Raw genomic sequence first — 14,345 nt, 5'->3', positions numbered from 1 at the left:
TTTATGGAATATCAATTGGCAGCTGCCCTGGGCTTAGCATTTTTTATTTACTCAGTTTCCTTTCGTAGATTGGCTCGGGCTGAATTAACTGGCCCGATGTATTTTGTTATTGTCGGTGCCGCGCTCGCCTGGGCATTTAGCGATGCAATGAAAGTGGATCAGCCATTGAGCGCGCTGTTACCACTAGTTGAATTGACACTTGCGGTATTTCTGTTTACTGATGCAGCCAAGACGCGTATTAATGTACTAAAGTCGCAATTCAAGTATCCTTTAGTGCTTTTGTTCGTCGCTTTACCGATAACGTTTTTTGCTACGTTTGCTTTGGGGTATTTACTTTTTCCGCACATGCACATTATTGCCTTAGCACTATTGGCCATCATCTTAACACCTACAGACGCTGCGCTTAGTAAAGGCTTGCTCGAATCGCAAAGTGTTCCAGAAAAAATACGTGAATCGATCAATGTGGAAAGCGGTCTTAACGATGGGATGTGCGTTCCTATATTTTTATTCTTGTTTCTTTCTTGGCAGCATGGTGAGTTTCAAGGTGCGGCGACGATGCTTACATTTCTCATTGAAGAAATAGGTATCGCACTCATTGTTGGTGTCAGTGTTACCTATGGGGCATTAAAGCTTACTCAGCTAAGCGCTACTCGCCATTACTTTGAGAAATCATCGAGTCCATTTTTAGTTTTGTCGGTCGCTGTTAGTGTGTTCACCCTCGCCCAACTCCTTGGCGGCAGTGGCTTTGTTGCGGCATTTGTAGGTGGTTTGGTTTTTGATAAATTTTATCGTGCCGACGATGATGAAAAACTAATAGAAGACAGTGAGCATATCGCAGACTTCTTTGCCTATCTTATCTGGTGTTTATTCGGTGCATATGCGTTCATACAACTTCAAACAATAGATCTAAATATTTATAAAGTATTATTTGCATTCTTAGCTGCAACCTTAGTACGTGTGGCCCCGGTGATGTTGAGCTTAATTCCTTTTAACAAACTGTCATTAAAAGAAAAATTTACGCTTGCTTGGTTTGGTCCAAGGGGGTTGGCATCCATTGTATTTACGCTAATGGTGTTAGAGTCTACTGAAAATGGCTTAGCCGAGTTAGCGACACTCACCATTTTGATGAGTGTCTTCATTCATGGGATCACCACTCGCCCGATTGCTAATTCCTATAAAAATAGAAATTAACTAAGCACATTCGCTAGCACCTCTATTGGGTGCTTGGGCTTAAATTGCGCGTACCGTTTTACTTGGCTACGGCATGAGAATCCCGTTGCTAATAACCGCGAAGGATCAGTGTGCTGAACGGGTTGTTGCCAACTCAATTCATATAAAGTACGGCTGTTCTCTTGGTTTTGTACTTCATGGCCGTAGGTCCCTGCCATGCCACAACACCCTGTTGCCTGAGGTTTAAGTAGTAAGCCAACACGAGAAAATATCCCCTGCCAAACATTGGCGCTGTGTGGAAGAGAAGTTGTTTCACTGCAATGACTGAGCAAAGTATAAGCAGGTGTTGGTTCGAATACTGCCTGTTTAAACGGTTGATCTTCCAGCCATTCATGGGCTACGAGGACTTCAAAATCACCTCGGTTGTCACCCAAGATAGTGGCATATTCATCGCGGTAACATAACACAAGGGAGGCATCGAGCCCGACCATTGGGATACCGAGTTCACTGACCTGATTTAAAAAGTCGGCTGAGGTTTTAGCGGTTTTCGCGAATTTGGCTAAAAAACCTTTTACGTGTTGCGGTTTACCATTAGGCTTGAACGGCAACAAAATCGGCTGTTTGCCTAAAGCTTGTGCCACTTTAACAAAACTTTCAACAAGTTCTGCTTCATAAAAGCTTGTGAATGGGTCTTGCACTATCAACACATAGTCGCGTTTTTGCTGCGCATCTAAGGAATTAAGGTATTGTAAATCAAACTTGCGCAACTGTTGCGTACGTTTAGCTAAATTTGGGTGACTTGGTGTAGGCGTATTTACATAACCTAAAGTCGCTTTAATCGCTTTTTGAACAAGGTTCGATTGCATAACAGGGGCTGTTACGCTCGAGAATTTAGCCAATAGTGGCGCAGTTTGCTCAATACTTGCTACTAAATAATCTTTTGCTGGCCGGTTATACAGGCTGTAGTAATAATTTAAAAAGCGCGCGCGGAATGTAGGCACATCGACTTTGATCGGGCATGCAGTTGTACACGCTTTACATGCTAAACACTCATCCATTGACTGCTTCACTTCATGAGAAAAGTCATACTCGCCACTGCGCTTTGCTTTTGAATTTAAAAAGCGTTCCCACCATGTGGGCCCTTCTTTTTTAGATATGGCTTTTTCTTCTTGCAATAAGTCAACGTCCTGCTCGCTTTGTAACCTTAACCATTCACGCATTAATCCTGCGCGACCTTTTGGCGAAAAGCGTCGATCACCCGTGGCCTTATAAGATGGGCACATCGGTGAGCTTGCATCATAATTAAAGCATAAACCGTTACCGTTACAGTTCATGCTGGTATCAAAACTGTCACGCACCGCGATATCAATTTGTCTATCAAACCAACCGCGCTTTTTGTCATCCACACTCACTAATTGGTCATTTGACTCAAGGGGCGTACAAATTTTCCCTGGGTTCATTTTATTGTGAGGGTCGAATGCCGCTTTGATACGTCGTAATTCATTAAATAGCTGTTCACCAAAAAACTCGGGGCCATATTCACTGCGATAGCCTTTACCGTGTTCTCCCCACATCAATCCACCATACTTAGCGGTTAATGCAACGACTTGGTCTGAAATCGTGCGCAATGTTTTTTCTTGTTCAGGGTCACACATATCTAACGCGGGTCGAACATGTAAAACACCGGCATCGACATGACCAAACATGCCGTAGTGTAAATTGTGGCTATCAAGTAATGCTCTAAATTCAGCGATAAAATCAGCTAAGTTTTCTGGCGGTACGGCGGTATCTTCAGCAAAGGCTAATGGCTTTTGCTTGCCTTTGGTGTTGCCTAACAAGCCGACCGATTTTTTACGCATCGCGTAAATTTTCTGAATCTCCGAGACATCATCTGTGAGCTGATAGCCGATAACGCCAGCGTCTTTGTTGGCAATTAATTTATCGAGCTTAGCGCATAAGGCGTCTATTTTATCGCGCATATCTTCTTTGCGTTCGGCATTAAACTCGACCATGTTCAGCCCTTGCATGTCTTGGCCGGGTACATCTGTAATTAAGTCCGATACTGAATGCCAAATAATGTCTTCACGCGCTAAGTTAAGCACTTTGCTGTCGACCGTCTCTACGGACGTCGCTTCGGCATCTACCAAAAATGGGGAGTTGCGCAGTGCTGAGTCAAAACTATCGTATTTAATATTAATCAGCGTTTTGAACTTAGCGATGGGAGTAATAGTGAGTTTTGCTTCACTGACAATTGCCAATGAACCTTCTGAGCCGGTGATCAACCGACCGAGGTCGAACTCAGACATGTCATCGCTAAGCACATGTTCAAGATCGTATCCGGTTAAAAAGCGGTTGAGTCGTGGGAATTTTTTAAGGATTTGCTCGCGGTTGCCTACGCTCACATCAAGGGCCGTTTTATATAGCTTGCCAACAGAGGTGTCTTGCTCGGCAATCAACTCGGCCTTTTCGCGACTAATACGCTGTGTTTCCAGCTCGCTGCCATCGGCCAAAAAAGCCTTTATTGCTAAAGTATGGTCAGAGGTTTTACCGTAGACTAAGCTGCCCTGCCCTGACGCATCAGTATTGATCATTCCACCTATAGTGGCGCGATTACTGGTCGATAAATCTGGCGCAAAAAAGTATCCATAAGGACGCAAAAAGTCATTAAGTTGGTCTTTAATGACGCCGGCTTGCACCCGTACCCACCCTTCTTGTTCATTGATTTCGATTATCTGCTGCATATGACGAGATAAATCGATAACGATGCCTGGTGTTAACGACTGACCATTCGTGCCAGTGCCACCGCCGCGCGGGCCAAAAGTAAGTTCAAGAAACGGATCATGCGAGGCAATATTGAGGGCTAGTTGAATGTCTTTGTTTGTTTTGGGAAAGATCACGCCTTGCGGTATTTGCTGATACACGCTGTTGTCGGTTGCAGCAAGCAATCGCGTGCCATAAGTGGCATCGACTTCACCACTGAAGCCTTCTTTTTTTATAGTTTTTAGATAATGCAGTACCAGCTCGGAACTGACTTGCTCTACAGTTAACTTTGCTATCATGCTGGAATTGTTCTTGGTGACGGACGCGCACATTATACCATGATGCGACCAGTTCTAAATTGAAGAATGTACAGATTGTTACAAATTGGAATGCCTGTTCATACGCTTTCCTGCTAAGGTAAGATCAATACTTTATATTTAGGAAAAACAGATGAAAAAGGTGATAATGAACTTAGCTGCCGCGCTCTGTTTTGTACTGGGGATAGTGTTTGCTGTGGTACCAGGGCCGTCAGTCATTTTCTTCTTAATAGGCTTAACGCTACTTGCAGTACATTACCCAGGGGCTCGAAAATATTTACGTTATTGCCAAAGTACCCTGAGCAAAGGGTGTCAGCTATTAGATAGAAAACTAGCGAAGCGATAACAATAAAGGGCGAGAAACTCGCCCTTTATCTTGTCAGATTAGCCTTTAAGCTTTTCTGCTAGGTATAGCCAGGTTTCTAGCACCGTATCCGGGTTTAACGATACAGAGTCGATACCCTCTTGCACTAGCCATGCGGCAAAGTCTTCATGATCTGAAGGGCCTTGACCACAAATACCCACATATTTGCCTTTTGCTTTGGCTGTTTTTATCGCCATAGAAAGTAGCTTTTTAACAGCTGGGTCACGTTCATCGAACAAGTGCGCGATTAAACCAGAATCTCTATCAAGGCCGAGGCTGAGTTGGGTTAGGTCATTAGAACCAATTGAAAAACCATCAAAGTGCTCTAAGAATTCTTCAGCTAGCAGAGCATTTGAAGGTAACTCACACATCATAATTACTTTAAGGCCGTTGTCACCGCGTTTTAAGCCGTGCTCCTCCAGTAATTCGATAACACGTTTGCCCTCGTCCACTGTGCGAACAAAAGGAATCATGATCTCAACATTGGTTAACCCCATGTCGTTACGAACACGCTTGATTGCTTCACACTCAAGAGCGAAGCAGTCGCGGAAATCTTCACTCACATAACGTGAAGCACCACGGAAACCAATCATTGGGTTTTCTTCGTCTGGCTCGTATTGCTGGCCGCCAACTAGGTTTGCATATTCGTTAGACTTAAAGTCAGACATACGAACGATGACGCGTTGTGGTGCAAAAGCACAACCTAAGGTAGCGATACCCTCTACTAGTTTGGCGATGTAAAACTCGCGAGGAGATTCATAACCAGCAATGATATCGTTAATTTCAGCCTGCAATTCGCTAGACTGAGCATCAAAATTCAACAGCGCTTTAGGGTGAACACCGATCATGCGGTTAATTATAAACTCTAAGCGTGCGAGACCGACGCCAGCGTGAGGTAAACGGGCAAAATCAAACGCACGGTCTGGATTACCCACATTCATCATTATCTTCATTGGCAATTCAGGCATCTCGTCTACCCGAGATGTGAGTACATCATACTCAAGTTGACCTTGATAGATATAACCTGTATCGCCTTCAGCACATGATACCGTTACTTCTTGGTTTGCCGTAATAAGATCTGTGGCATTACCACAGCCTACTACTGCCGGGATACCAAGTTCACGCGCTATGATGGCTGCGTGACAAGTACGCCCACCTCGGTTGGTAACGATTGCCGCAGCCCGCTTCATGATAGGTTCCCAATCAGGGTCTGTCATATCGGTGACAAGAATATCGCCTTGCTGCACTTTGTCCATTTCATCAATTGAATTGAGAACACGTACTACCCCGGCCCCAATTTTATGGCCAATTGCACGTCCTTCAGCGATCACCGGCGCTTGGCCTTTCAATTGGAAGCGCTCCATGACATTAGCATCTTCGTTTGAGCGCACAGTTTCTGGACGAGCTTGGACAATGTATAGCTTACCGTCGTTGCCGTCTTTCGCCCATTCAATATCCATAGGACGACCGTAATGCTTCTCGATGATGACAGCCTGCTTGGCAAGTTCCATCACTTCATCATCAGTGATTGAGAAGGTGTTCGATAATACCGGGTCGATATCAACGATTTCTACCTGCTTGCCATGGCTTTCATCGCTTGAGTACACCATCTGGATAGCTTTTGAGCCGATATTACGGCGCACGACCGCAGGCTTACCATTGGCTAAGGTTGGCTTATGAACATAAAACTCATCTGGATTTACCGCGCCTTGTACAACCATTTCGCCCAAGCCATAACTTGAAGTCACGAATACCACATCTTCAAAGCCTGATTCGGTATCAATGCTGAACATAACGCCGGACGCTGCTTTATCTGAGCGCACCATACGTTGAATACCGGCAGATAACGCTACGCCTTTGTGGTCGTAGCCTTGGTGCACGCGGTATGAAATAGCACGGTCGTTAAATAAAGAAGCGAATACGTGTTTGATAGCGGTCATTACTGAATCGATGCCGCGCACGTTAAGGAAAGTTTCTTGCTGGCCCGCGAAGGAGGCGTCGGGCATGTCTTCTGCAGTGGCTGACGAGCGAACTGCGAATGATACGTCTTGAGCTGGGTCACCGTGTAATTGCGCATAAGCGTCACGGATAGCTTGGTCCAAGGAGGCTTGGAAAGGGGTGTCGATAATCCACTGACGGATTTCGGCGCCAACTTTGGCTAATTCATTTACATCTTCAACGTCTAGTTTGTCTAGTGCGTCGTGGATGCGAGCATTCAATCCAGATTGCTCAAGAAACTCGTTAAATGCTGATGCGGTTGTTGCGAAACCGCCGGGCACTTGCACGCCCGCGTTCGCCAGGTTGGAAATCATCTCACCAAGTGAGGCGTTTTTGCCTCCAACCCTTGGCACATCTTGCATACCAAGCTCTTGATACCAGAGAACGTATTCTTGCACGGAACTTTCTCCAAAAAACAAATTGTAAGTTTGGCCGCAAACGCGACCTTTTAAATGAGGCGCTAACATTCTACACTGGCAACCACTGATGCGTAAACCGTGTACCGGCGGTTTATACCAAGATACTAATAAAAAAGGACTCTCATGCGTAGCGCGTTTTATATATCCGATGGCACCGCTATAACCGCTGAAACGTTCGGCCATGCCACGTTATCGCTATTTCCTGTAGAATTTAAACACATCACCATTCCGTTTGTTGAAACCGTCGAAAAAGCGCGGGAAGTAAAATCTCAGCTCGAGCAAGCCGCCAGTTTCAGCCATGAAAAACCTATAGTGTTTTTGACGTTTGTTAACCCAGAACTCAGTGAAATTATTCAATCGAGTAATGCCATTTGCTATGACTTTATTTCCACGTTCAGTGCGCAAATTCAGAGGGAGCTCAATGTTGAGCCCGTGCCCAAAGTGCATCGCACGCACAGTATTCACGAGCAATCTTATGACTATCGTATTGCCGCAGTTAATTATGCATTGGCAAATGATGACGGTGCGAACATAAAAGATTATGACCAGGCTGATGTGGTGCTTGTGGGCGTAAGCCGCAGTGGTAAGACACCAACAAGCCTCTATTTAGCGTTGCAGTACGGCATTAAGGCAGCGAATTACCCTTTCACTCCAGATGACTTAGAATCTGGGGAGCTGCCGCGATGTTTGCAGCCGTATAAGGATAAGCTGTTTGGATTAACCATTGAGCCGCAACGCCTAGCGGCTATACGTAATGAGCGTATGGCGAACTCTCGTTACGCATCATTGCGACAATGTCGGATTGAAATCCGCGAAGTAGAAATGCTCTATAAGCGTTTTAAAATTCCTCACTTCAATTCTACTCATCATTCAGTAGAGGAAATCTCTGCAAAGATAATGGCAGAATCTGGCCTACAACGTCGTAAATATTAAAAAAGCGCCACGTTGGCGCTTTTCATTTTACTTACGGGCATCCTTTAATAAGTCTGCCACTAAGAAGCCAAGCTCGAGGACCTGGTCAGCATTAAGGCGAGGGTCGCATTGGGTGCGATAACGCTGCGCTAGATCTGCATCAGACAACCCATATGCACCACCTGTGCACTCGGTCACGTGCTGGCCGGTCATTTCCAAATGAACACCGCCGGCATAAGACCCTTCTGCTTTGTGAACAGCAAAAAACTGACTGATCTCGCGCAGAATATTGTCAAAGCTTCGAGTTTTATAACCGGAGCTGGCCTTTTCCGTATTGCCGTGCATCGGGTCTGAACTCCAGATAACCTTGCGCCCTTCTTGCTGAACTTTACGCACCAAAGCGGGCAGTTTTTCTGGAAGCACATCAGCGCCCATGCGTGTGATAAGCGTTAACCTACCAGGAATATTTTCCGGGTTTACGGCGTCAATCAAGCGAATGAGCTCGTCTGGGTCCATGCCTGGGCCGACCTTCACGCCAATCGGGTTTTTAATGCCACGGAAAAATTCAATGTGGGCATGATCTAACTGGCGTGTCCGCTCGCCAATCCATACGAAATGCGCCGAGCAATCATACCAGTCACCACTGAGGTGGTCACGGCGGGTCAGCGCTTGCTCATAGCCTAATAGCAGTGCTTCATGAGACGTGTACAAAGCTGTTTCTGTGAGTGATGGAGCATTGGTGGAGTTGATACCACAGACTTCCATAAACTCTAACGCATCCTGGATTCTGTCAGCCAGCTGTTGGTATTTATCCTTCAACGGGTTAGCAGCGACAAAGCTCATGTTCCAGCGGTTTACCTGGTGTAAATCAGCTAGACCACCTTGAGCGAAAGCACGTAATAAGTTCAAGGTCGCGGCGCTGTGGTGGTATGCCTTCATTAGCCGCTGTGGATCTGGTACTCGAGCTTGCTCGGTGAACTCGTAACTATTAATAATGTCGCCACGGTATGAAGGCAGCGATGTACCGTCTTTAGTTTCGATGTCTGCTGAGCGCGGTTTAGCGAACTGCCCCGCCATACGAGCAATTTTGACGACCGGACACTTGCCACCATAGGTTAGCACCACTGCCATTTGCAGCAAGGTTTTAAATGTATCGCGTATATTGGCTGCGTTAAAATCGTTAAATGATTCGGCGCAGTCTCCGCCTTGTAACAAAAACGCTCGGCCTTCGCATACATCTTCTAGCTGCTTGAACAAACTTCTCGTTTCTTCAGCAAACACTAATGGCGGAGCATTATTTAATTCGCTCTCAACTTTTCCCAGTTGGGCTTCATCTGGGTATGTGGGTTGTTGGACGATTGGTAAATCTCTCCAACTATTGGGACTCCAAGGTTTCACTTTTTATCTTTCCTCATTCCTATTGTTACCTCCCCTCGAAAGTACCGAATGGCGGGCGCTGACGCAAGGGGTAAAGGCGCTGTTCGTTAAATAAATTACAAGAATTATAAAAACGTCATAATGAACACATCATACATAGTGTGCTTATTAGTTTACCTTATCATCAACGGGCTTTTGAAATGTCTTCTAACAAATGGGTAATTGCGACTTCACATAGATGGAAAACCTGAGCAAATCCCTCATCTTCACCATAATATGGATCTGGAACATCCTCAAAAGGACAGTTCGGGTAGTACCACAGCAACTTTTCAACCTTAGCTGTTGCATTAGCTGGTCTTAGAGCAAGCGCATTTTCATAATTACTTTGGTCCATCACCAATAATAGGTCTTGCTCATAAAAGTCTGCCTTTTGCAGCTGTTGTGCCCTAAGAACGCTTAGGTCTACGCCCTTGGATAAGGCATATTCAGTTGCCCTTTTATCAGGGGGTGAACCCACATGGTAGCTTGCGGTCCCCGAGCTGGTTACGGTTACCTGATTTAGCTGTGAATCTCGAATTAATTTAATAGCAATACCGTGGGCGGTTGGCGAGCGACATATATTCCCTAAGCATACAAACATGATTTTCATTAGTTACTCCTTTGGATGTGATTCATTCATTTTATTTAGCCACAGTGGTTAATGTAATTCAATCAATGAACACATCATACTTTATGTTTTATTATTTATATCTTTACATCGGTGTCTACTGTTGTATCAAATCTATCAAAGGACATTTGCTTTAAGTGATCTATCAGGTATCCTCCATAGTATGATGTGTTCGTTATAGTTTTGACTTATGAGTTCAGTAAAAACACAGCTTAGAGCAATATTCGATTTAACAGGTGATTATTTACAAGCGCTTACCGAAACAGTTAAAAAGCAGCCCATACACCATAGTCGATATTTTGAATTACCCGCACCGACTACGGATGACGAACGTCAAGCGTTGAGCTCTATTCCAGTAACCGCTCATGATGGCCAACAAGCATTGTTACGCATCTGCAATTCCTACACTGACTTTTATAAACAACAAGGTTTAAGTAGCAAAATGGCGCGCCGCCATCCAGGGTTAATTGTTTTAGCTAAACAGAGTGAGTCTGAGCTGATTCCATATATAGACAAGATAAATGAGCTAAAAATGGAATTTAAAAAGTTAGTGCTTACTTACGATAACAATGACGCCCGCTTTGATGCAGTTCATAGCGCAGTGCCAGGGCTACAAACGTTGTCGTTTTATCGACGTATACATTACGAAGGCAATTCCCCTTCTTCCGTGCGTTTTACTTGGATGAAAAAGCATTCCACCAAATCCCTATCACGTAAGTTAGCACTTACTATGTTAGAGCGTAGCAGTGCTTACTCAAACCCGAGGATGATAGACCAAACTCAGTGGCAACGTTTGGTGGAACAGGAGAAAGCAAAAGTGGCCAGCCTCAGTCATAACGAAAAGTTACGTATTCGTCGGCCTATTCGAGTGACACCTGAGGTAAATGTAAGATTCAGTGACGCACGTCGATATCATGTCAGCGGTGCACTACCGTTTATTGTCTTTGATGACAACCCGGATTTGAAACTAGGCGAATTAACTTCATACACACTAAAAGAGGATCCTAGAAAAAGAGAGTATGAGTACCTAGTTGAGCGTCTTTACTTGGCAAAGGGTGAGTAAACACTCACTCACCCTTATTTTTGAGGGGGATGGTGGTTGGCGCCTGAATTTACTTTTCGACAATTTCCTCTAAGCGTTCTTCGTCAATAACTTCGGCATTTTCAACAATTCGTTTTCCACCTTGGATTTCAATGCGCTTATGTTGTTTATTCAGAGTCAGTATTTCTTCACAGAACTCATCTGAAGGATGCATTTCATACACGTAGTCAATTATCTTGCCGGTGTTGTCATCTTTAACATTGGAAATGCTGTAATCTGATATTGCCCCCTTATCGATGAGATCTTTCATAGTTGTCGTCATATCTCTGCGCAGGGCTTTGAGTTTATTGTCGGTAATTTCATCGTCGGCATAAATCGAGCCGTACTTCTCCATGATTGAAATTAAGCGAAAGTGATAAGTTTTTCCTGGCGCAGCGTAACGCCACAAATGATACAAACGCAACATCATCCATCGAGACAGACCGCGCTTTAATTCTTGAGCTCGGTTAAAGTAGTAACCCTTATACTCCAAGTTATCAATCATGTTATGCACGAATGCATTCAAACATGCCACGCACTTAACATTACCGCCCTGCCCTTTCTTACCGCTGAAATGCAGCGAAGAAAGAAAATTCATATTGGACTCGTAAAATGAATCATCAATATGAGAGTTGCGTGTATCGGTTGCCGAATACTTAAAAGATAACTTCGAGCCTTGTAACGCTTCAAGTGATTCTTTGATTTGTGGATATGGCATTGACTGACCAACAGCTTTTAACTCTTGAGCCAATTCATTCATGGAAAAGATCACCGCATATTGAATGCCAGACTTGAAGTTAATCTTTACTATTTTACCTTTCGACGCCAATCTTATTAATGCGCGTTCAACTTTTTCTTCTCTGTCAGAAGGCCATACTAAACATTCTACTTCTTCACCATCTTGTCGGGTACTAACAACAGCAGGGGTAATTTTTATTTCCCCTTCATAAAGGATACCGTCTAGTTTTTCAGATATTCTCCGAGTAATAATGGTTTTCTTGGGAGCTTCTTCTAAAGGAAGCTTCTTATGGCCTGAACGAACAAAGCGTCCCCACAAGTCGTAATGGTTAAATGTATTAGAATATGCTCTTAATCCGTGAGCCGCAGAACTTTCAATAGAAATGCGAACATCTTTGTTGTCCGTAAAAAGGGCTAAATTTTCATTATCGGTTGCGCTCTCGACGCCATTAATTTGGCCTCTTAATGAATCAGGCAAGTTTTCAACCGAGATATTGACCTTCCGGCTCATTGTTATTTTCCGTTTATTCGGTGCTATCAGCAATATCAACACATAATGCTGCAAAAGTTAATCGTCTATGTTAGTAAAAAACTGATCCAACTTGAAGTTAGTTACCTGAGATCAGTTTTTTACTAACAGCCTCTTTCTGTAGGCATACTTTCTCTGTTTCAGATCACAATTTTACTAGCTCAGCGCTGTTAGATCGAATTTTTACTAACTAAATTTAGGTTTTCGCTCTTGGACCGCCGTTTATGGTACAAAAAAACAGCAAAAATCGCTTCTTCATCAACGCACTGTGTATAACTAAGTTTTCGCTTAGTATGGATCTGATCTGTAGCAAGTAAAGATCCGATCTTTTAGGACTGACAAGGCTTAGAACCACTGTTCATTGTGCATAAGCTCCGTATTAGAGATAGTAAAATAATGATCTCACGGGCGCTTTTTGTGGATAACCTACTTAATATTATGTGCATAACTAGGCAGGTTAAATTTAAGTCAGTAAAAACATGATCTCGCAGCTAGTAAGAATCAGATCTTTACCAGGTAAAATTACGATCTAACAATTTTAAATTTATTATTAGATAACAGTAAGTTACCTATCTATTTTGCAACCTTAACCTATTACTACCTATATATTTAAACCTATTTACCCTACTTATTACCTTAAGGGATTTATTCATAAAAAATTTCTTTGATTTAATTTCAATCAAAAAATAGAATGTCGTCTAAAATATATGTTTACAGGTAAAGTAGTGGACATTATACTAAAGCCTCAAATTTAGGGAAGCTAGTATGACAATCAAACAAAGTGCGCTAAAAACATATCAGTTATTGAAAGCCACCGCCGATGTAGCTGAAAAGTCATTAGAAGGGCGAATACAACATTATCGCGCTCACCTGAAGTCAGAAGAAAAAGAGCTGCGGACATACACCCAAAAAGCGGCCGCCGATTTGTTAGGCTGTAATAATCGAACCTTAAAGCGTCGTCATGATCAGGGCGATTTTGATCATATTGAAATACGCCGAGGTGCGAATGGTCACTATGCTTATACGTTGTCAAACATCTACGCCATGGCCGAAGTCATGGGCATTGATGCCGACCACCGTGATAAAGACGATAAACTGCAAGTCATTGTTATCAACTCCTTAAAAGGAGGATGTGGCAAAACCACAAGCATGGTGAATATAGCTGCTGCATTGGCCACCACCAACATTAAACGATATCGAATAGGTATCATCGATCTTGACCCTCAGGGCTCCTCTTCTAGCTTCTTTCCTCCTAGTGAGCCAGATCCCATTACCGTTGGCGATCTTATGCGTGATTGTATCGATTTAGAAGAAAATGAAACCTGGGAGCAAATCGTCAGCGATGCGTTTCTACCAACGCACATCCCTAATATTCGTGTCCTGCCATCAGGTATGGATGATTTCTATTTTGAGCATGAAATAGCCACTATTTTGCGCGAAAGTGCCAACTACGACCAAACGCGGCATTACCATAAATTGCTTGAAAAGGTTATTGAGCCGGTAAAAGATCAGTTTGATATCATCCTAATTGATACCGCTCCATCACTTAACTTTATGTTTTACAACGCGTTAATGGCCTCAACCTCCATGCTTATCCCGGTCCATCCTGAGGCTGTAGACTTTGACGCAAATAATAAGTATCTCAAGCGCTTAGGTGAGATTTATCACACTGTCGCGGCGCTCGGTCACGATGGCTGGGACTTCATGCAGTTTTTGGTGACCAATTACGTCAAGGGGAACCATTCGCAGCGAGATATTGTTAAGGATGTCCGCTCGGCCTTTGGTCGTCAGGTGATGAGCTACCCCATTAACCACAGCAGCGCCATTACTGCTAGTTCATCATCGTTCAATACCATATTTGATCAGAAAACATCAGATAGCTTGGCAAGTAGAGAATCGCTAGTAAAAGCGCAGGAAAACATTAAAGATGTGGTCGATGAATTAGAGATGTTAATACGCTCTAATTGGCCGTCCACTCAGTCTCAGTTAGAGGCGACTAAGTAAGGCACTGTC

The 14,345-nt window shown here is 43.8% G+C and carries 10 protein-coding genes; 5 read left to right on the top strand and 5 right to left on the bottom strand.

The window, feature by feature from the left end; genetic code table 11:
- Positions 1-3: 3 nt before the first annotated feature.
- Positions 4-1,191 (top strand): cation:proton antiporter, encoded by a 1,188-nt coding sequence (locus MHM95_RS04670; RefSeq protein WP_235418342.1) that lies wholly within the window; start codon positions 4-6, stop codon positions 1,189-1,191.
- Here MHM95_RS04670 and MHM95_RS04665 read toward each other — a convergent pair.
- On the bottom strand, positions 1,188-4,229 hold the full coding sequence (locus MHM95_RS04665; protein ID WP_239384489.1) for an FAD-binding and (Fe-S)-binding domain-containing protein: 3,042 nt from the start codon (positions 4,227-4,229) through the stop codon (positions 1,188-1,190). The two genes, MHM95_RS04670 and MHM95_RS04665, sit on opposite strands and share 4 nt — an antisense overlap.
- Positions 4,230-4,380: 151 nt before the next feature.
- On the opposite strand from MHM95_RS04665, the gene MHM95_RS04660 reads away from it, so the two are divergent.
- A complete protein-coding gene (locus MHM95_RS04660) occupies positions 4,381-4,593 on the top strand; it encodes a PGPGW domain-containing protein (protein ID WP_022946889.1) in 213 nt (70 codons plus the stop codon).
- A gap of 38 nt (positions 4,594-4,631) precedes the next feature.
- Here MHM95_RS04660 and ppsA read toward each other — a convergent pair whose 3' ends face one another.
- Positions 4,632-7,007 carry a phosphoenolpyruvate synthase gene (ppsA, locus tag MHM95_RS04655; protein WP_239384487.1) on the bottom strand — a complete coding sequence of 792 codons (2,376 nt, stop codon included), beginning with the start codon at positions 7,005-7,007 and terminating at the stop codon, positions 4,632-4,634.
- Between the two features lie 144 nt (positions 7,008-7,151).
- Here ppsA and MHM95_RS04650 point away from each other — a divergent pair, with 144 nt between their 5' ends.
- Positions 7,152-7,961, top strand: coding sequence for a pyruvate, water dikinase regulatory protein (locus MHM95_RS04650; protein ID WP_022946891.1), 810 nt, complete (start codon positions 7,152-7,154; stop codon positions 7,959-7,961).
- 27 nt (positions 7,962-7,988) lie between these two features.
- Here MHM95_RS04650 and MHM95_RS04645 read toward each other — a convergent pair whose 3' ends face one another.
- Both MHM95_RS04645 and MHM95_RS04640 read right to left on the bottom strand, forming a co-directional pair.
- Entirely contained in the window at positions 7,989-9,338 is a 1,350-nt protein-coding gene (locus MHM95_RS04645; RefSeq protein ID WP_053909445.1) for a 3-deoxy-7-phosphoheptulonate synthase class II, read from the bottom strand.
- 163 nt (positions 9,339-9,501) lie between these two features.
- On the bottom strand, positions 9,502-9,966 hold the full coding sequence (locus MHM95_RS04640) for a low molecular weight protein-tyrosine-phosphatase (RefSeq protein WP_239384485.1): 465 nt from the start codon (positions 9,964-9,966) through the stop codon (positions 9,502-9,504).
- Between the two features lie 208 nt (positions 9,967-10,174).
- Here MHM95_RS04640 and MHM95_RS04635 point away from each other — a divergent pair, with 208 nt between their 5' ends.
- Positions 10,175-11,047 carry a DNA replication terminus site-binding protein gene (locus MHM95_RS04635; protein WP_045980015.1) on the top strand — a complete coding sequence of 291 codons (873 nt, stop codon included), beginning with the start codon at positions 10,175-10,177 and terminating at the stop codon, positions 11,045-11,047.
- A 49-nt stretch (positions 11,048-11,096) separates the two neighbouring features.
- Here MHM95_RS04635 and MHM95_RS04630 read toward each other — a convergent pair whose 3' ends face one another.
- Positions 11,097-12,314, bottom strand: coding sequence for a replication protein A (locus MHM95_RS04630; RefSeq protein ID WP_022946895.1), 1,218 nt, complete (start codon positions 12,312-12,314; stop codon positions 11,097-11,099).
- Positions 12,315-13,097: 783 nt separating this feature from the next.
- On the opposite strand from MHM95_RS04630, the gene MHM95_RS04625 reads away from it, so the two are divergent.
- Positions 13,098-14,336: an AAA family ATPase gene (locus tag MHM95_RS04625; RefSeq protein WP_022946896.1), complete on the top strand. Its 1,239-nt coding sequence runs from the start codon at positions 13,098-13,100 to the stop codon at positions 14,334-14,336.
- Positions 14,337-14,345 lie beyond the last annotated feature (9 nt).

This window comes from Pseudoalteromonas sp. CnMc7-15 (assembly GCF_022347925.1).
GTDB lineage: Bacteria > Pseudomonadota > Gammaproteobacteria > Enterobacterales > Alteromonadaceae > Pseudoalteromonas > Pseudoalteromonas ruthenica.
The sequence above is the reverse complement of the archived record's forward strand: the minus strand, read 5'-3'. Positions and strand labels throughout refer to the sequence as shown.

Excerpts from the sequence above, each read along its gene's own strand:
- MHM95_RS04670 (WP_235418342.1), top strand. The coding sequence starts at position 4 with ATGGAATATCAATTGGCAGCTGCCCTGGGCTTAGCATTTTTTATTTAC.
- MHM95_RS04665 (WP_239384489.1), bottom strand. The coding sequence starts at position 4,229 with ATGATAGCAAAGTTAACTGTAGAGCAAGTCAGTTCCGAGCTGGTACTG.
- MHM95_RS04660 (WP_022946889.1), top strand. The coding sequence starts at position 4,381 with ATGAAAAAGGTGATAATGAACTTAGCTGCCGCGCTCTGTTTTGTACTG.
- MHM95_RS04650 (WP_022946891.1), top strand. The coding sequence starts at position 7,152 with ATGCGTAGCGCGTTTTATATATCCGATGGCACCGCTATAACCGCTGAA.
- MHM95_RS04640 (WP_239384485.1), bottom strand. The coding sequence starts at position 9,966 with ATGAAAATCATGTTTGTATGCTTAGGGAATATATGTCGCTCGCCAACC.
- MHM95_RS04635 (WP_045980015.1), top strand. The coding sequence starts at position 10,175 with ATGAGTTCAGTAAAAACACAGCTTAGAGCAATATTCGATTTAACAGGT.
- MHM95_RS04630 (WP_022946895.1), bottom strand. The coding sequence starts at position 12,314 with ATGAGCCGGAAGGTCAATATCTCGGTTGAAAACTTGCCTGATTCATTA.
- MHM95_RS04625 (WP_022946896.1), top strand. The coding sequence starts at position 13,098 with ATGACAATCAAACAAAGTGCGCTAAAAACATATCAGTTATTGAAAGCC.